Source organism: Kitasatospora sp. NPDC127121 (assembly GCF_042677305.1).
Taxonomy (GTDB): Bacteria; Actinomycetota; Actinomycetes; order Streptomycetales; family Streptomycetaceae; genus Kitasatospora.
The window spans coordinates 11992-29861 of record NZ_JBHXTQ010000067.1; the positions used below are offsets into that span (position 1 = coordinate 11992).

Genomic DNA, 17870 nt, shown 5'->3' on the forward strand with positions numbered 1-17870 from the left:
GACGGATCAGGCCTCCCCCGCTTCCTCCTCCGCCTTCTCCTGCGCCTCCTCGAAGGTCGCCGACGCCTCCGGCCGGGCGAGCGTGACCACCAGGTCGCCGTCGCTCACCTCCGCGATCAGCGTGTCGCCCTCCCGCACCGTGCCGTCCAGCAGCAGGTTGGACACCCGGTTGTCCAGCTCCGACTGGATCGTCCGGCGCAGCGGCCGGGCCCCGAACTCCGGCTGGTACCCGCGGTTGACCAGCCACTCCTTGGCCGCCTCGGTGACCTCCAACTGCACGTCCTGCGCCTTGAGCCGACGCCGGCTGCGCTCCAGCAGCAGACCGACCACCGACAGCAGGTCCTTCCGGGTGAGCGCGTGGAAGACGATCACCTCGTCGATCCGGTTCAGGAACTCCGGCCGGAACTGCTGGTGCAGGTCGCGCATCAGGTCGCCACGGATCTCGTCCACGTTCCCGGCGTGGTCGAGGATGCGCTGCGAGCCGATGTTGCTGGTCATGATCACCACGGTGTTGCGGAAGTCGACCGTCCGCCCCTGGGAGTCGGTCAGCCGCCCGTCGTCCAGCACCTGGAGCAGCAGGTTGAAGACGTCCGGGTGCGCCTTCTCCACCTCGTCGAAGAGCAGCACGCTGTACGGCTTGCGGCGGACGGCCTCGGTCAGCTGCCCGGCCTCGTCGTAGCCGACGTACCCGGGCGGGGAGCCGACCAGCCGGGAGACGGTGTGCTTCTCCTGGAACTCGCTCATGTCGAAGCGGATCATCCGGTCCGGGTCGCCGAACAGCAGCGCCGCCAGCGCCTTCGCCAGCTCGGTCTTGCCCACGCCGGTCGGCCCGAGGAAGAGGAAGGAGCCGGTCGGCCGGTCCGGGTCGCCCATCCCGGCCCGGCCGCGGCGCACCGCCTGCGCGACCGCGGTGACCGCCTCGTCCTGGCCGATCACCTTCTCGTGCAGGTGCTCCTCCAGCTTGAGCAGCCGCTCCCGCTCGGTCGCGTTCAACTCCGCGACCGGGATGCCGGTCCGGGACGACAGCACCTGCGCGATGTCGTCGGCGGTCACGTCGACGACCTCCTCGCGGGACTCGGCGACGGCCGCCAGCTCGTCCTCGGTCTGCCGCAGCTCGGCCTTCAGGTTGGCCGCCCGCACGAACTCCTCGTCCGCGACGGCCTCGTCCAACTCCCGCTTCAGCTTGGTGATCCGGTCCTGCACCCCGGTCGCCTCGGTCGAGCCGCTCAGGCTGCGCAACCGCACCCGGGCCCCGGCCTGGTCCAGCAGGTCGATCGCCTTGTCCGGCAGGAAGCGGTCGCTGACGTACCGGTCGGACAGCGTCGCCGCCGCGTCGAGCGCCTCGTCGGTGAACCGCACCTGGTGGTGCGCCTCGTACGCGTCCCGCAGCCCCCGCAGGATCTCGATCGTCTCCTCGACGCTCGGCTCGGGCACCAGCACCGGCTGGAAGCGGCGCTCCAGCGCGGCGTCCTTCTCCACGTGCTTGCGGTACTCGTCCAGCGTCGTCGCACCGACCACGCTCAGTTCACCGCGCGCCAGCGCCGGCTTGAGGATGTTGCCGGCGTCCATCGAACCCTCGCCGCCGGAACCCGCGCCGACCACGGTGTGCAGCTCGTCCAGGAACAGGATCACGCTCTTCTCGGCCGCCGTGACCTCGTCGATCACCTTCTTCAGCCGCTCCTCGAACTCGCCCCGGTACTTGGAGCCGGCCACCAGGGCGGTCAGGTCGAGGGTGACGACCCGCTTGTCCCGCAGGCTCTGCGGCACGTCCCCGGAGACGATCCGCTGCGCCAGCCCCTCCACGATCGCGGTCTTGCCGACGCCCGGCTCGCCGATCAGCACCGGGTTGTTCTTGGTCCGGCGGGAGAGGATCTCGACGGTCTGCTCGATCTCCTCGGCCCGCCCGACCACCGGGTCCAGCCGGCCCGAGCGCGCCGCCTCGGTGAGGTCCAGCCCGTACTCGTCCAGCGTCGGCGTCTCGCTCGGGTGCGCGCCCGTGCTGCTGCGCTCCCCGCCGACACCGCGCCCCTCCAGCACCGTCTTCAACGCCTCCTGCGAGGGCGCCGCGTTGCGCAGCGCCGTCCCCGCCCCGGACCGCTCCTGGTCCAGCAGCGCGCCGAGGATGTGCTCCGGCCCGATGTACGAGGCCCCGGCCGCCTGCGAACGGGCGTGCGCCGCCAGCAGCGCGCGCTTGGCCGACGGCGTCAGCGCGGGCTGCCCGTCCACCGCCGCCGGATCCCCGGACGGCAGCGACCGCTCCAGGTCACCGGCCAGCTGGTCCGGGTCGATCCCCGCCCGCTCCAGCATCCGGCGCGACGGCTCCACCCGGGTGGCCGCCCAGGCCAGGTGCCCGGTGTCGAGATCACTGATCCCGTCCTCGCCGGCCCGGTGCGCGGCCAACCCCAGCAACTCCTGCGAGGACTCGCTCAGCAACCGCCCGATCGGCACCCGCTGCACGGCGGGCGGGGAGGCCATCGGACTCATCCCGAAGAAGCGGCTGAGCAGATCGGAGAACGGATCACTCGATCCGAACGGGGGCATGGTCACGGAGGATCACCTCTCCCAAGCGGTGTGCAGCCACCCAAACACAGCCCACCCCACCCCGCCTCCCGAACCCCGGCCCCTACCGCACGGGCGCCGGCGCGCCCGTCGACGCACGCGGTCAGCTCTGGGCGGAGTCCAGCAGGTCGTCGAACGCGGCGGCCACCGCGATGGCCTTGCCGATGTCCCTGGGGGTGGCCTCCGGGTTCGGCCCGCCGTACCAGACGTTGGCCTGCACCTGGTACTTCGCGATGTAGTCGATCGCCTGGTCGGAGGCCAGGCCCGGGTAGCCGGCCGCCACGTCGTTGAACATGTGGTCGATCCACGGGGTGGCGAAGCGGATGACGTCGATGACGTAGGGCTTGAACTCGTCGCTGTAGGTCGCGCAGAACAGCACCTGATGACCGTCGTTGACGAGCGCGACCCGCAGGTCGTGGACCGTCCCGAGGCGGTTCTCCCAGTAGGGCGCCTCGATGCAGGCCTTCTCCGCGCGCTCCAGGAAGACGGCGGGCCCGGTCGGCTGGATGACCGGTGCGATCAGGGTGAATTCCGACCGGTTCACCGCCCGCAGGCCGACGCCCTCGGTCTGCTGACGGGGGCTCTGGAAGGCCTTGGCGATCTCCTCGACCGACACGTCCGGTGAGATCGGCTGGTAGGTCGACGGGTCGAAGTCGTACATCTGGATTCCTTTCGGGCGAAGCGTCAGGACGGGTCGGGAAGCACGTCGGCGGCCGAGGCCGGCTCGGCGCGGCGCTGGCCGTTCAGCTCGTGGCGCAGCACCGACGAGCGCCGGTACACCTCCTTGCGGACGGTCTGGACTGCTGGAGGTGCCGGTCGAAGTCCGGCTCCGGTGGTACGAGATCGGGTGAGCGCCGCACGGGGGTGAAGTCCTTCTCGGGCAGGGTCACCTGTCGTCCTCCGATGTCGATGAGTGCGGCGCGGCGGACGGGCCGCCGGCCGGGTCCGGCAGTGCGGTGAGCCAGGCGATCGCGGCGAGGCCGGGCAGGAAGCAGTACTCGCCGCCGCGCACGGTCACGAACCGGGGCAACCCGGTGAGCCGGCGCCGGACCGGGCGGGCCGGGATGGTGTGCACACCGGCGCCGCCGCTGTTGCCGACCAGCGGGTCCTGCTCGGGGCCGAGGCCGGCGAAGTCGCCGTCGTTGAGCCACACCTGCTGCACGAACTCGAACTGCCTGGACAGGCTGGCGCCCATGAAGATGAAGATGATCCCGCGCTCCACGCCGTCGTCCTCCAAGGCCCCGGCCGGCAGCAGCGGACCGTACGCCGCGCCGCGCCGCAGCACCCGGTGGATGCCGGTCTCGACCACGGTGTCGGCCAGGCCGTCCCTCGGATTGGCCCGCCGGATGTGCGCGCCGCGCGGGACGAGCAGGCCCCGCGGGTCGTCGTGGTAGCGGAAGTCGTTGTTGCGCGTCGGATCGGCGCCCAGGTCCGGATCGTCGTGCTCCGGCGCCAACGCCAGCGGCGCACCGCTGCGCCAGCGGCCGACGATCTTGGCTGCGAGCAGTTCCTCGTCCTCGGGCGAGCGGGCCTGGTCCCGCAGGTACCTGCGGAACGCGGCCACGTCCGCACGCATCTGACGGAAGGCCAGGTAGCAGCCGTTGCGGCCGAGCACGTCCGGCGCGGGCCCCGCCGGCGCCGCCCCGGACTCATCCGGGTAGCCGAAGAGGAACTCGCCGGGCTGGACGGCGTCCTGGCCGGGCAGCGGCCGCTCGGCACTGCCGAGCAGGTACGGGCTGGAGATGCCGTCCCGGAACCCGAAGTGCTCGCGCCCGGTGACCGGGGAACCGACATCGAGCCGGTAGACCAGGCTCACCCCGGCCAACCGTCCGGCCGCCGCCACCGGCTCGTGGAGCCCCTCGGGGACCGTCGCGATGATCACCACCCCGATGTGCACGTCGGGGCCGCCCAGCGGCGGGGGCCAGTTACCGGGGTCGCTGGCACCGAGGTCTCCCAGCACCTCCTTCCGGGCGGCCATGCCGGCCCGGAACTCCGGGGAGAACGAGGCCAGCGAATCCGGCGGCACGCCCAACCGGGCCAGCCCCCGGTACGTGAAGGCGACATTGAGGGTGAACGGGCGGGGCCGCTCCCAGTCCGCCGCGCTGGTGACCTCCGGCAGGACCTCGCGCAGCGACCGCTTCGCCGCGGCCGGGTCGTCGATCCGGTAGAGCAGGTACACACCGTGGTAGACGTCCGGACGACGCCGCAGCACGGTGCCCTGGATGTCCTCCAGCTCCAACGTCGGCACCGCACCGGCGGTGGGCCCACTCACCCGCGCGGGGCGAACGGTCGGAGGGTCAGGGGCATGGCGGCCTCCTCAGCACAGTCACAAACCTGCGCACACTGTGCAATGCGGACATCGCCCACAGTGGGAGTTCACACAGCGTGTCGAGCCGGCGATCTCACGCCGGAACCACCAGGCGGATCACAGCCACGGGAAGGATTCCGGCCGCCGACACTCGAAGGCCGTGGAGTCGGCCGAACAGAAAAGCGGCCGAACTCGCTGCCGAGTCGGCCGCCCTGGCGGCTCCAGCCGCAGGAGCTGCGGCGTGACGTGTTCTCGATGTTCTTCGATCTCGGCGCGGGCCCTCGCGGACCCACACCCCTGCTGTGGGCGCGGACGGTTTCGAACCGCCGACATCTGCTTTGTAAGAGCAGCGCTCTACCACTGAGCTACGCGCCCCCTGTCGTGGCCCGGTGGGGGCACGACGACTGCCTAGGGTACCTGGTCCCGGGGGGTGCTGTGGTGCGGGTGGTCGGGGAGTGGGACGGGTGGGGGTGCCGGTGGGGTGGGGTGATCGGGAAGAATGGGGGTGGATCAGCGGGTCGGAGCAGGGAGCGCGCAGTGACGGTGGCCGGCGGGAGCGGGCGGGGGTGGCGTCGGGCGGGGAGTGCGCTGGCCGACGCACTGGTGGTGCCGGTGGTGCTGGCGGGTGCGCTGGGTGCGCTGGGGCTGGCCTCGGCCGGGACGGGCGGCTGGTGGGGCCGGCGCGGCGGGGAGGGTGTGCGGGCGGATGCCAAGGCGGCCCGGGACGCCGCGCAGGAGGCGTTCTACGAGCTGGACTCGACGCAGCGCGAGGTGCAGTTGGCGGTGGAGACCGTCCGGGCGGCCGAGGACGAGGCGACGGCCCGCCGGGCGCTGGCGGACCTGGCAGGGATCACCGGCCGGGTGGACCAGGTCACCGTGAACTACCTGGGCGCGCTGGACGCGTACAACCTGGACGACGAGGCGCTGGACGCCGGCGCCGCGGCGCGGGCCCGGCGCCAGTTGGAGGACGTGAAGGGGCAGCTCGGCTCGGCCCGGGCGGAGCTGAACGACTTCCTCCAGCGGCTGCAGCCGGCCCTCCAGCGCGCCGAGCAGCAGCTGATGCGGGTCACCCCGGCGGTGGAGCAGGCGAAGCGCGCGCTGCTCCAGGCGAGCAACGCGCTGGACGCGGTGCGCGGTGCCGGGCTGCGGGCGGACGACCTGGCAGCCCGGCTGGCCGAACTGGCGCCGGAGCTCGGGCTGCTGAACGAGGGGCCGGCCCGGCACGGGGTGGCGCCGACGCTGCGGCGCGCGGACGACGTGCGGCAGCGCGCCGAGGCGATTGCGGCCGACGCCGGTCAACTGCCGGAGCGGGCACGGGAGATCGACCGGCGGGTGGCGAGCCTGCGGACCCGGATCCAGACGCTGGAGACCAAGGCGGAGACGGTCGAGCCGGCGCTGAGCGAACTGCGCCGCCGGTTCAGCTCGGCCTGCTGGCAGGACCTCCAGCGGGTGTCGGAGCAGGTCGCGGAGACCGGGCGGGCGGCGGAGCGCAAGCTCGCCGAGGCCGCCCAGGCCCGGGACGAGCAGCGCTGGGCGGACGCGACGGGCGCGATCGGTACGGTGCGCGCGCTGCTGGACACCGCGGACGGGTCGGTGGTCGCGGTGAACGAGCGGCTGCGGCAGCTGAACGAGGTGCAGCACGACCCGCACCGGGAGGTGGAGCGGGCCCGCTTCGCCCTGCGCGACGCGCAGCGGCTGGCGATGGCGGGCCGCAGCGCGCCGGACCCGCGGCACGCCGCCCCGCTGGACGAGGCGGTGGCGCGGCTGGACCGGGCCGTGGCCACCCTGGAGGCGGCCGGCCGGCACCCCGACTACTGGCACTTCCTGACCGAGCTGGCGGGCGTGCGGGAGACGGCGGCGCAGGTGATCGGGCTGATCCGCGGCGATCTGGGCGGGCACCGGTAGCACCGGCCGGGCAGGAAACGGGCAGCGCCCACCGGTAGGGCCCGCCGGTAGGACCCACCAGCAGGACGCCAACAGGGCACCGACAGGACGTCGGCAGGGCTCCGCCTGGGTACCCTGCCGGTATGCCACGCTACGACTTCCGCTGCCGCTCCTGCGGCGCCACCTTCGAACTCCGCCGCCCGATGGCGCAGGCCGGCGCCCCCGCCGTCTGCCCGCAGGGCCACGAGGACACCGTGAAGCTGCTGTCCGCCGTCGCCGTCACCGGCTCCGCTTCGGGCGGCGCCCCGCGCCAGGCCCCCTCCGGCAACGGTGGTGGCGGAGGGGGCTGTTGCGGCGGCGGCTGCTGCGGCTGACCGCTACCGCTTCCGCTCAGGAAGCGACGGGCACGCCGGACGCGGCGGCCACCCGGGCGAGGAAGCGTCGGACGATCTCCTCCCCCGCCGCCACCCCCACCTCGTCGAGGGCGGTGACGCCGGGGGCGGTCCAGCCGCCGTCGGCGAGTTCGCCGTGCCCGGGCCGCCAGGCGGCGTCGGCGGCGAGCAGCAGGTCGGCGTCGAGCAGTGAGTCGCCGGCCGCGAGCACGGTGGACGCGCCGGTGCGCCGGACGGCTTCGGCGAGGGCGGCGCTCTTGCTGAGCGGCGCGGGGACGGCGTAGACCTTGCGGCCCTGGAGCGAGACCGTCCAGCCGCGTTCGGCGCACCAGCCGGTCAGCTCGTCGAGCCAGCCGACGGGCAGTGCGGCGCGCTCGACGACGAGGTAGGCGAACAGCCCATCGGCGACGCGGCGCTTGTGCGTCCACTCCGGGTCGGCGCTCAGGGCGAGCTGCCGGACGACCTCCTCCAGCGGGGCAGCGCCGGAGGCGAGCCGCGCGGTGATCTCGGTGTGCCAGTCCTGGTCGGGCACGCCGTCGACGAGCAGGTGCCCGCCGTTGCCGCAGATCGCGTACGCGGGGACCCAACCGGGCGTCGGGCCGGGCAGGTTGATCCGCTCGTACTGGGCGAGGGTGCGGGTGGTGGCGGGGACGAACCAGGCCTGCCGGACTAGTTCGACGAGCAGCGCGGCGGCCTGTTCGGTCATGAACGAGAGCGCCTTGCCGTCGTGCACCTCGACGGAGAGCAGTCGGGGCGCGAGCCGGTCGGGGACGTCCAGGGCGAGGGCCCGGTTGGAGTAGACGAGCGTCCGGTCGAGGTCGCTGGCGACGAGGACATCGGCGTTCATCAGGACTCCTTCACCACAACGGTCCTACCGGAGGCCCCGGTCGCTCCCCGACTGTAGCGGGGGTGGATGAGGCCGACGCAGGAGTACGGCAGGCCGTCCACCTCCTCGACCTCGACGCCGCGCTGGGCGGCGAGCAGCCGGACGTGGTCGAGGTCGGCGCCGGCGCCGCGCCGGGCGAGGACCCGCCAGGGGACGCGGCGCAGCAGCACCCGGGTGGTCTCGCCGACGCCGGGCTTGACCAGGTTGACGCTGTCGATGCCGTACTCGGTGCTGATCCGTTCGACGGCGGCCCAGCCGGCCCAGTCGGGCGTGCGGTCCGGGGCGGTGGACAGCCGGTCGGCGGCGGCGACGGCCTCCGGGCGGACGGCGTCGAAGTGGTCGGCAACGGTGTCGAGGAAGGCGGCGGAGACGTCCGCGCCGGCCAGTTCGGCGTAGTGCTTGGCCCCGTGGAAGTCGTCCGGGCCGATCAGGCCGGGCCGCAGCACGGTGCGCGAGACCAGGCCGGAGACGGTGGAGTTGAGGCAGGCGGAGGGGATCAGGAAGTCGTCCCGGGTGCCGTAGGTGCGCGCGCAGCGGCCGGGGTCGGCGAGGACGGCGAGGCCCGGGTCGAAGCCGGTGCCGGCCAGGGCCTCGGCGAGTTCGCGGGTGATCGCGCCCTTGCCGGTCCAGCCGTCGACGAACACGACGTCGCCGGCGTGGTGGTGGGTGGCCAGGTAGCGCAGGGCGACCGGGTCGATGCCGCGGCCGCGGACGATGGAGACGGCGTAGTGCGGGGTGTCGAGGCCGTGGGCGTGGGCGAGCCAGCGGCGGATCAGGATGCCGACGGGCGTGCCGGCCCGGGCCAGCGAGGCGAGCACCAGGCCGGGGCCGCGCTCGCGCAGCAGGGTCTCGGCGACGGTGCCGGCGGCGAGCGCGATGCGGCGGGCGGAGGCGCGCAGTGCCTGGTGGAACAGCTCCTGGTACTCGGGGCTGGGCTGGTACTCGACCGGCAGCGACTCGGCGTAGTGCGCGCCGCCGTTCTGGACGGCCTCCTCGCGCTCCTCGGTGGGGGCTTCGAGCGGGACGCCGGAGAGGTCCTTGAGCAGCCAGGCCACCTCGTCGGGCCGGTAGGAGGAGAACGCCGGGCCGTACAACGGGGACGGCAGGCGGGAAGGCCCGTGGGACGGCAGCCCGGCCGGCATGCGGGACGGCAGCCGGACCGGCCGGTGGGAGGGCAGCACCGCGAGCACCACCTGGTCGGTGACCTGCCGCAGCTGGCCGAGCAGGGCGCGCTCGCCCTCGCGCAGGGCGGGGGTGTCGGCGACGTCGTCGACCACCAGCACGACCGCGTCGAAGCGGCGGGCCGGGTCGCTGCCGGGGGCGACGTTGTAGGCGTAGCGCTCGCGCGACGCGTCGTCCTGCGGGTCGTCGTGGGCGGGGAAGGCGAGGCGGGTGCGGATGGCGTAGCCGGGGTCGTCCACGGCGAGGACGGGCGAGCGGGTGGTGGTGGAGTAGCGGACGCGGTCGCCGCCCAGCCGGTCGGCGAGTGCGCCGGCCAGCCGCAGCGGGGCGTACATCAGCTCCTCGAAGCCGAGGACCAGCACGCGCCGCGCGGTGGCGGGCAGTGCGTCGGCCAGCTGTCCGGCCAGGCGGGGCAGGGCGGCGTCCAGTCGGGCGCGGTCGCGGGCGGTGAACCCGTGCCGGCCGCCGTCGGGGAGCCCGGCGGGCCAGTCCAGGTCGACCCGGGCGAGCGGTGCGGGCGTTCCCGGGGGTGCGGCGGGGGCGGGGGCGGCCTCGGCTATCAGCCGCTCGGCGCGGTCCAGGACATCGGCGGGCAGCTGGACGGCGCCGCTGGCGGTGGCCACCAGGTCGAGCCGGACGCCGAGTTCGGCGGCGGTGTCGGCGAGCCGGCGGCGGTCGGCGGTGGAGCGCAGGTCGACCAGGGCGACGACGACGTAGTGGTCGCGGGGGTGGCGGGCGTGCAGTTCACGGATGGTGTTGAGGACCGTGCGGCCGGTCGAGAACTCGTCGTCGACCAGCACCAACGGGCCGTCACCGGTGAGGAGTTCGGGATCGGCGGGGAGCAGCAGGTGCGAGGTGGCGTGCGAGTGCTCCTCCTCGAAGCCGCCGAGCGGGGGCACGCCGGGCACCGGGCGGCGGGTGGAGTGCAGATACGGGGCGTCGAGGCCGTCGGCGACGCTGTGGCCGAGGCCGGTGGCCGTCTCCGCGTAGCCGAGGACGACGGCCCGCGCGGCGGCCTCGTCGCCGAGCAACTCGCGGACCTGCCGGCCGAGTTCGAGCCCTGCGCCGTGGACGACCGCGGGCCGCTGCGGGACGTGCTTGCCGAGCACGGTGGAGACCAGCAGGTGGGCGCGCTTCGGGTTCTGGGAACGCAGGGCCAGGCCCACGAGTTCGGGGAGGCGGTCCGATCCGGTCAGGGCGATGCCGGCCCGGTCGGCGACCCAACGGCCGGTCCACGTCTGCTGTGCTGTCACTGCTGGTCCTGCCTTCGCATGGTGCGGTGGTGCGGTCTTCGGATCAGTCGGATAGGTCGGATCGGTCGGGCCGTTCAGGCCGGCTGCGGACAGCCCCCTCAGCCCCCTCACTCCCCGCACAGGCAGGCCGCGAGCAGCTCCGCGAAGCTCACGTCCTCCCGGGCCACCCCGAACACCTCCGCCCGCAGCAGCACCCGCTCCGCCCAGGCCCGGTGCGGCCGGGCCTCGTTCATCTTGTTGGTGTACGCCGAGCGCAGGACCCCGCCGCCGTCCTGCTCCTGCCGGAGGATGTCCCGGGCGTCGCAGTACTCCTCGTGCGTGACCACGGAGAGGGCGTGCACGGCGGGGACGTGGCTGGGGTGGATGCAGGTCTTGCCGAGCAGGCCGTTGGCCCGGTCGAGCTCGACCTCCCGGATCAGCCCGTCCAGGTCGTGCTCGATGATCCGCCGGCGGACCTCCTCGCCGGAGGCCCGGGCCGTCCCGGGGGCCTCGGCGAACGGCGTGCGGCGCAGCTGCGGCTTGAACATCCGCTCCTGGACCGGAAAGTACTCCCAGACCGGACCGGTGACGGTGTACCCGGTGCCGTCCGCCCGGCCGAGCACGTTGACCACGTCGCCGATCACCGCCGAGACCAGGGCGACGTCGTACGCGGTGAGGTCGGGCGAGCGGCGCAGGCCGTACGCGGAGCAGAGGTCGGTCACGCCGAGGCGGACGGCGAGCACCCGCTCCCGGTGCCCGGCGAGCAGGTCGGCGATGCCGAAGAGCTGCTGGCGCCTGGTCTCCAGGTGGGCGAGTTCGGGTGACTCCAGGACGGGCATGGCGAACAGCCGGCGCCCGGTGGCGGCCTCGGCGGCGGCCAGGGCGGCCAGGTACGCGCCGCCGGTCTGCATGGTGAACTTCGGCAGGACGAACCCGCTCAGCAGCTCGACGGCCGGCCCGAGCCGCTCGGCCAGGTCGAGGATCTGGGAGGCGGCTCGAACTCTGATGAAGAGCAGGGGGTGGCTTTGTGTGCAGTCGGTGAAATCCCTGACCAGGTCATTCAACTGCTCGATCAGGTTCCGCTCCCCCGCGTCCACCTCGTGGTCGGCGATCGCGTCCTCCAGGCAGAGCACCATCGACACCACGCCCCGAGCAGCCTGTTTGCGGATGTCGGCGGCCAGCGCGGGCCGGGTGGCGGGGCTGTAGAGGGTGCCGCCGAGGGCGGTGGCCAGCACCGCGGCCTCGCTCCGCGCGGTGAACGGCCGGGGCGGTTCGAGGAAGAGGCGACCGCGTACGTCGTCGGCGAGGTGGCCGAAATGGCGCAAGGTGCTCTCCTCAGAGGTTTGACGGCCGCCGGTCCGTTGCCGGGGCGTTCGACGGCGCGGGACGACACCGCGATCCAGCGGTGCGACACCATGGTTAACCGGTCCACGGGGCTCCGTGGTTCCCGGCCGGACGCCGGCGGGCCCCCCTCCGCCCGACCCCGGCGGGCCCTTGGACCGCCCATCGTACGGACGGATTCCGGCCGTCCCCGGTTCCTCGGCACTGAACTCCCGGAACATCGCCGTCCAGATCACCGATCACCGGTCGAGCACCGGCAAACCCCCGGCAAGCGCAAGTCTTGGCAAAGTCCGACCCGGTTCCGACGGTCCCGGTCACGTTGTCCGAAGGGGTGGCGAACGGGCAGGATGGTCGGCTATGACGCACGTGATGGCCAAGGGCGCCAACATCGCACTGCCGGCTGCGGCGGTCCGCGCCGTGCTGCGCTGGAGCGCCACGCCCGGTGCGCCGGACGTGGACGCGTCCGCGCTGCTGCTCGGCGCCACCGGCAAGGTCCGTTCGGATGCCGACTTCGTCTTCTACAACCAGCCGCGGCACCCCTCCGGCCTGGTGCGCCACCTGCCCAAGCAGCAGACCTCCGGCGGCGCCGAGATCATCGACACGATCGAGGTCGAACTCGCCAAGCTGCCCGCCGACGTCGACCGGGTGGTGCTGGCCGGCTCCTCCGAGGGCGGCTCCTTCCGCACGGTGCCCGGGCTGCGCCTGCTGCTCTTCGACGCCACGGCCGGGGACGGCGCGCCCGCACTCGCCGAGTTCGCGATCTCCGACGGCGAGAACGTCACCGCCCTGGTCGCGGGCGAGCTGTACCGGCGCTCCGGCGCCTGGAAGTTCCGGGCGATCGGCCAGGGCTACACCTCCGGCCTGATCGGCCTGGCCACCGACTTCGGCATCACCGTCGACGACGAGGCGGAGGCCGCCGCGGCCCCGGCGGCGGCCTCGACGGCCACCCCCACCGTCACCCCCACCGCCGCCGTCGACCCCCGCAGCACCCCGCTGCCCGCCCCGCGCCCGACCGCCCCGCCCGAGCCCGGCACCTTCACCCTGGCCCCGGCCGTCCCGCAGCCGTCGGCCACCCCCCAGGGCCGGCCCCAGCAGCAGCCCGCCGCGGCCGCCACCGGCGCGGTGCCGCCCCCGCCGACCGCGCCGCCCGCCGTTCCCCCGGCCACTGCGCCGGCCCCGCCCGCACCCCCGACCCACCAGCCCGGCACCGGCTACGGCTACCCGCACCAGCCGCAGCCCCAGCAGCCGCCCGGCACCGGCTACGGCTATCCGCAGCAGCAGCCCGGTACCGGCTACGGGTACCCGCAGCCCACCCCCCAGCCGTACCCGCAGCAGCAGGGCACCGGCTACGGCTACCCGCACCAGCAGCAGCCCGCCCCGCAGCAGCACCCCGGCAGCTACGGCTACCCGCACGCCGGCACCGGCCAGCAGCCGCCGGCCCAGGCCCCCGCGCAACCACCGGCCCAGGCCCAGGCACCGGCCCAGCCGCCCACCGGCGAGGAGTTCGCCCTGCCGCCGCAGGGCCCGCAGTTCCAGCCCCGCTGATCGGCCTGCGCAGGGCATGACCGCCGCCCGGCTCCGACCGGACCGAACAGGGCCGAGGCCGGACAGGGCCGGGCCGGGCCGGGCCGGGCCGGACAGGGTCTAGTCGGAGCCGCCCTGGCTCTTGTACCCGCGCTGCCACTGCAGCCCGAACCCGTACAGCCGGTCGATGTCCGCCTGGAACCCGTTGACGTACCGCACCTCACGGCGCACCGTCAGCTGGTTGTCCCCCGCGTTCTCGATCAGCACCACCGCGCACGAGCGCGCCGCCCGGGCCCGTTCGTCCAGCTTGATCTCGATCCGTGGCCCGGTCTGCGGCACGATCGTCACCACCGCGTGGGACTGCTCGAAGGCCGGCGTGCCGTCGTAGATGTAGACGAAGATCAGCAGCCGTTTGAACTTGTCCTTCTTCTCCAGGTTGACGTACATCGTCTCGCCGGACGGCGCCCCGTACTGGTCGTCGCCGCTGAGCTTGATGTACGGCGGTTGCCGGAGGTCGCCGAAGTAGCCGCCGAGCGGTTGTACCACGCCGCTGCTCCCGTCGGACAGTTCGTACATGCACGCCAGGTCGAGGTCGACGTTGACCTGCTCGTTCTGCACCGAGTCCGGCTCCAGCGGGCGCAGGATGCGGGGGCTGAAGAGGCGCTTGGCGCGTTCCCGGGCACTGGGCCGGACGGCCCCGGAGCGGGTGGTCCAGTGCAGGTTGACGTAGAGGTAGCCGGTGGTGGCCGCGGCCCCGGTGATCGCGTGCTGCGGGGTCGACTTGGTGAGTATGACCTTGTGCTGACCGCCCGGGTTGTCGAAGGTGTAGTTCCGCTCCCCGCGCAGGTACTCCCAGATCGAGACCATCCCGCCCTCTCCCCCTGCTCCCGTCAGGCGATCTGACGGTCCGCCGCTCCATGATCGGGCATCAGCCCGGCCCTCGGATACCCAAACCTCCCCCTCCCCTACCCCGTCGGGCCCCCCGGCGCTCACCGCCGGGTCGACGAGTGGAGCGGTCGGCGGGTCGATTGGCGGGAGGAAGCCCCCCTCCCGTAACATGCCGCCCCTTCGGACGCGATATCGTCTAGCCGCACAGGTGTCCCGTCCGCCCCTGCGCGGGTGCGGCGGGTACGCCGTGCGGCGACGAACGAATCGTCAGGCGCTCCCCGAGTACCGGGAGCTGACCGCCTGTGTCGCTCTGTGAACCCGTCCCCTGCGGAAACCCGAGGCCCGACCCGCAATGAACCTGACCTCCATACAGCTGGTCTGGACCGTCGTCGGCGGCGCAGCCCTGCTGTTCGTCGCCGTCCTGCTGGCGACGCTGCGTTTCAAGAACACGAAGAAGGAAGAGGCCGGCGACTCCTGGGAGCGCAGCGAGGAGCGTCGGCGGCGCAAGGAGATGATCTACGGCATCTCCTCCTACACGCTGCTGTTCTGCTGCGCCGGTGTCGCGGCCGCGCTGTCCTTCCACGGCCTGGTGGGCTTCGGCAAGGAGAACCTGGGGCTGTCCGGCGGCTGGGAGTACCTCGTCCCGTTCGGCCTCGACGGCGCCGCGATGTTCTGCTCGGTGCTCGCCGTGCGCGAGGCCAGCCACGGTGACGCCGCGCTCGGCTCCCGCCTGCTGGTCTGGGTGTTCGCGATCGCCTCGGCCTGGTTCAACTGGGTGCACGCGCCGCGCGGCGTGACGCACGACGGCGCCCCGCAGTTCTTCTCCGGCATGTCGATCTCGGCGGCGATCCTGTTCGACCGCGCGCTGAAGCAGACCCGCAAGGCCGCGCTGCGCGAGCAGGGGCTCGTGCCGCGCCCGCTGCCGCAGATCCGGATCGTCCGCTGGCTGCGCGCCCCGCGCGAGACCTACGCGGCCTGGTCGCTGATGCTGCTGGAGAACGTCCGCAGCCTGGACGAGGCGGTCGAGGAGGTGCGCGAGGAGCGCCAGGCCAAGCTGGACGCCAAGGTGCGGGCCCGCACGGCCGACCGCCGCGAGCGGGCCGAGCTGAAGGCCATCTCCCGCCAGGGCGGCATGCTCGCCCGGGCCCGCGGCGGCCGCCAGGTGCCCGCGCTCACGGCTGCCGGCGACGGCCAGACCGCTACGGAGCCTGCCCTAGCCGCCGAGTCGGACACCGCCTCCTCGTACCAGGCCGCCTCGGGCCCGCTGGAGCCGGCCGCGCTGGACGCCGGCCGCCGCCCGCGTGCCGCCGTCGGCTCGTCGTACGCGCCGTCCTCCTCGGCGTCCTCCTCGTCCTCGTCCTACTCGTCGTCCTACTCCTCGTCCTCGTCCGTCGGATCGGCCTCGGGCTCGTCCTACCGCAGCTCGGCCATCGACCTGACGGCCGACGACGACACCCTGTCGATGCCCAAGCTGGACTCGCTGGAGCGCAAGCTGCGCGCGATCGAGCAGCAGCTCGGCTGAGCGGGCCCACCGCGACGCGAAACGGCCGCCCCCGGATTCCCGGAGGCGGCCGTTTCGCGTACCCGGCGGGCTACTCGCCGGTACTCGTACCCACCAGTTCCGGTTCGTCCTGCGCGCCCTCGCGCCGGTTGCGCAGGATCGACGAGCCGAGCGCCAGCCCGATGAAGGCGACGCCGATCAGGCCGGTGACGATCTCCGGGATGTGGTACTTGATCCCGACCAGCAGGATCACCGAGAGCGCGCCGATCGCGTAGTGCGCGCCGTGCTCCAGGTAGACGTAGTCGTCCAGGGTGCCCTTGCGGACCAGGAAGACGGTCAGCGAGCGGATGTACATCGCGCCGATGCCCAGACCCAGGGTGATCTGGAAGATGTCGCTGGAGATGGCGAACGCGCCGACCACGCCGTCGAAGGAGAACGAGGCGTCCAGGACCTCCAGGTAGAGGAAGAGGAAGAACGCGGCCTTGCCGCCGACCTGGAGGATCGACTTGCCGGACTTCTCTGCCGCCTCCTCGCGCTCGGCGTCCTCCTCCAGACCCGATTCGAAGATCGAGGAGAGGCCGCCGACCACGAGGTAGGTGATCAGGCCGAGGACACCGGCGAGCAGAACGGTTTCAGCGTGCTCCCCGGCGAAGAAGTTGGAGGCCAGCACCAGCACGACCAGTGCGACGACGCTGGAGAAGGCGTCCAGCTTGCCGACCTTCTCCAGCGGGCGCTCGATCCAGCCCAGCCAGTTGTGCTCCTTCTCGTCGTCGAACACGAAGTCGAGGAAGATCATGAGCAGGAAGACGCCGCCGAAGGCCGCGATGGCGGGGTTGGCCGCCTCCAGGTACTGGCCGTAGGTCAGGCCGTCGTGCGTCGCGTCGGAGTGCAGCGCGAGGTCGATGACCGTCGCGGGGTTGAGCTTCGCGGTGAGGCCGACCACCAGCAGCGGGAAGACCAGCCGCATGCCGAAGACGGCGATGAGCACGCCGACGGTCAGGAAGATCTTCTGCCAGTACGGGTTCATCCGCTTCAACACCGTGGCGTTGACCACCGCGTTGTCGAACGACAGGGAGATCTCCAGGATGGAGAGGATCAGCACGATGCCGAATCCTTGGGCCCCCCAGAGCAGTCCGGCCGCGATCAGGCCTAGGACGGTGATCGCGAACGACCAGCCGAAAGTGCGGAGGAACACGGGACTTGGTTACCTTTCGGGTTTCGGGCCGTGCCGGGGGCGGCCTCGTCCCGAGACGCCCTGACCGGGCCGGGCCCGGTCAGGTCACCCCCGCACTGCCTTCTATTCTCATGATCGTAGGTTGGGTGCGATTGTTCTGATTTTCGCCTTTTCGCCCTTACTGTACGTTTACGCCGAAGTCGAGGGCGATGCCGCGCAGGCCGGAGGCATAGCCCTGGCCCACCGCGCGGAACTTCCACTCGCCCGCGTAGCGGTACAGCTCGCCGAAGATCATCGCGGTCTCGCTGGACGCGTCCTCGGACAGGTCGTAACGGGCGATCTCCTGGCCGTCGAGGGAGTTGGCGACCCGGATGTAGGCGTTGCGGACCTGCCCGAAGTTCTGCAGCCGCGCCTCGGCGTCGTAGATCGACACCGCGAAGACCACCTTGTCCGCCTGCGCCGGCACCAGGTCCAGGTTGACCAGGACCACCTCGTCGTCGCCGTCGTCCTCGCCGCCGGTGAGGTTGTCACCGGTGTGCTCGACCGAGCCCTCGGGGCTCTTGAGGTTGTTGTAGAAGACGAAGTACTCGTCACCGAGCACCCGGCCGCCACCACAGATCAGGGCGCTCGCATCGAGGTCGAACGGTGCGCCCGTGGTCGAACGGGCGGACCAGCCGAGGCCGATCTGGACCTGCGTCAGGTTCGGCGCGGCCTTGGTGAGCGAGACGTTCCCGCCCTTGGCGAGCGTGACCACCATGACTGTTCTTCCTCCCTTGCCTTCTCCCGGGGCGCGCCTACAAGGTGTAGTCCCCCACGGCCCGGGCCGGCCCCGTTTGGCCGGCTGAACTTCCTGAACTCACATCCTCGCAGCGCACGGAGCCGGCACGAAGCCGGGGCGGGGCCCGGGCGCCCGAAGGCGGGGGGGCCCCCCCCGCAGACCCCCCCGCGCCGGCGGCCGGCCCCCCCCCCGCGGCCGGGGGGTGCGGGGGGGGGGGGCCC

At 72.9% G+C, this 17870-nt stretch carries 13 protein-coding genes and 1 tRNA gene; 4 read left to right on the forward strand and 10 right to left on the reverse strand.

The annotated features are described in order from the left end of the window. Window positions 1-6 precede the first annotated feature (6 nt). From ACFVHI_RS27545 to ACFVHI_RS27560, 4 genes are all read right to left on the reverse strand, one after another. Window positions 7-2541, reverse strand: a complete 2535-nt coding sequence (locus ACFVHI_RS27545; protein ID WP_380343817.1) for an ATP-dependent Clp protease ATP-binding subunit — start codon at window positions 2539-2541, stop codon at window positions 7-9. A gap of 121 nt (window positions 2542-2662) precedes the next feature. After that, window positions 2663-3220 carry a hypothetical protein gene (locus tag ACFVHI_RS27550; RefSeq protein WP_380343771.1) on the reverse strand — a complete coding sequence of 186 codons (558 nt, stop codon included), beginning with the start codon at window positions 3218-3220 and terminating at the stop codon, window positions 2663-2665. 225 nt (window positions 3221-3445) lie between these two features. After that, window positions 3446-4831, reverse strand: a complete 1386-nt coding sequence (locus tag ACFVHI_RS27555; RefSeq protein WP_380343774.1) for a Dyp-type peroxidase — start codon at window positions 4829-4831, stop codon at window positions 3446-3448. A gap of 339 nt (window positions 4832-5170) precedes the next feature. After that, window positions 5171-5242, reverse strand: a tRNA-Val gene (locus tag ACFVHI_RS27560). A gap of 168 nt (window positions 5243-5410) precedes the next feature. On the opposite strand from ACFVHI_RS27560, the gene ACFVHI_RS27565 reads away from it, so the two are divergent. Continuing rightward, a complete protein-coding gene (locus ACFVHI_RS27565; RefSeq protein WP_380343820.1) occupies window positions 5411-6772 on the forward strand; it encodes a hypothetical protein in 1362 nt (453 codons plus the stop codon). Between the two features lie 122 nt (window positions 6773-6894). Further along, entirely contained in the window at window positions 6895-7125 is a 231-nt protein-coding gene (locus tag ACFVHI_RS27570; protein ID WP_063347431.1) for a zinc ribbon domain-containing protein, read from the forward strand. A 16-nt stretch (window positions 7126-7141) separates the two neighbouring features. Here the strand turns inward: ACFVHI_RS27570 and ACFVHI_RS27575 are convergent, their stop codons facing one another. From ACFVHI_RS27575 to ACFVHI_RS27585, 3 genes are all read right to left on the reverse strand, one after another. Next, on the reverse strand, window positions 7142-7990 hold the full coding sequence (locus tag ACFVHI_RS27575; RefSeq protein ID WP_380343777.1) for an HAD family hydrolase: 849 nt from the start codon (window positions 7988-7990) through the stop codon (window positions 7142-7144). After that, entirely contained in the window at window positions 7990-10464 is a 2475-nt protein-coding gene (locus ACFVHI_RS27580) for a phosphoribosyltransferase (RefSeq protein ID WP_380343780.1), read from the reverse strand. Before ACFVHI_RS27580 ends, ACFVHI_RS27575 begins: the two co-directional genes overlap by 1 nt. Window positions 10465-10571: 107 nt before the next feature. Next, window positions 10572-11768, reverse strand: a complete 1197-nt coding sequence (locus ACFVHI_RS27585; RefSeq protein WP_380343783.1) for an HpcH/HpaI aldolase/citrate lyase family protein — start codon at window positions 11766-11768, stop codon at window positions 10572-10574. A 373-nt stretch (window positions 11769-12141) separates the two neighbouring features. On the opposite strand from ACFVHI_RS27585, the gene ACFVHI_RS27590 reads away from it, so the two are divergent. After that, the gene (locus tag ACFVHI_RS27590) at window positions 12142-13329 is read left to right on the forward strand and encodes a TerD family protein (RefSeq protein WP_380343786.1); all 1188 of its coding nucleotides are present in this window, start codon (window positions 12142-12144) and stop codon (window positions 13327-13329) included. 99 nt (window positions 13330-13428) lie between these two features. On the opposite strand, the gene ACFVHI_RS27595 is transcribed toward ACFVHI_RS27590, so the two are convergent. Beyond that, on the reverse strand, window positions 13429-14175 hold the full coding sequence (locus ACFVHI_RS27595; RefSeq protein ID WP_063347436.1) for a hypothetical protein: 747 nt from the start codon (window positions 14173-14175) through the stop codon (window positions 13429-13431). A gap of 373 nt (window positions 14176-14548) precedes the next feature. Here ACFVHI_RS27595 and ACFVHI_RS27600 point away from each other — a divergent pair, with 373 nt between their 5' ends. Continuing rightward, the gene (locus ACFVHI_RS27600) at window positions 14549-15718 is read left to right on the forward strand and encodes a DUF2637 domain-containing protein (RefSeq protein WP_063347437.1); all 1170 of its coding nucleotides are present in this window, start codon (window positions 14549-14551) and stop codon (window positions 15716-15718) included. 70 nt (window positions 15719-15788) lie between these two features. Here the strand turns inward: ACFVHI_RS27600 and ACFVHI_RS27605 are convergent, their stop codons facing one another. Both ACFVHI_RS27605 and ACFVHI_RS27610 read right to left on the reverse strand, forming a co-directional pair. Beyond that, window positions 15789-16892, reverse strand: coding sequence for a DUF475 domain-containing protein (locus tag ACFVHI_RS27605; protein WP_380343789.1), 1104 nt, complete (start codon window positions 16890-16892; stop codon window positions 15789-15791). A 157-nt stretch (window positions 16893-17049) separates the two neighbouring features. Then, window positions 17050-17628 carry a TerD family protein gene (locus ACFVHI_RS27610; RefSeq protein WP_063347439.1) on the reverse strand — a complete coding sequence of 193 codons (579 nt, stop codon included), beginning with the start codon at window positions 17626-17628 and terminating at the stop codon, window positions 17050-17052. Window positions 17629-17870: the final 242 nt, after the last annotated feature.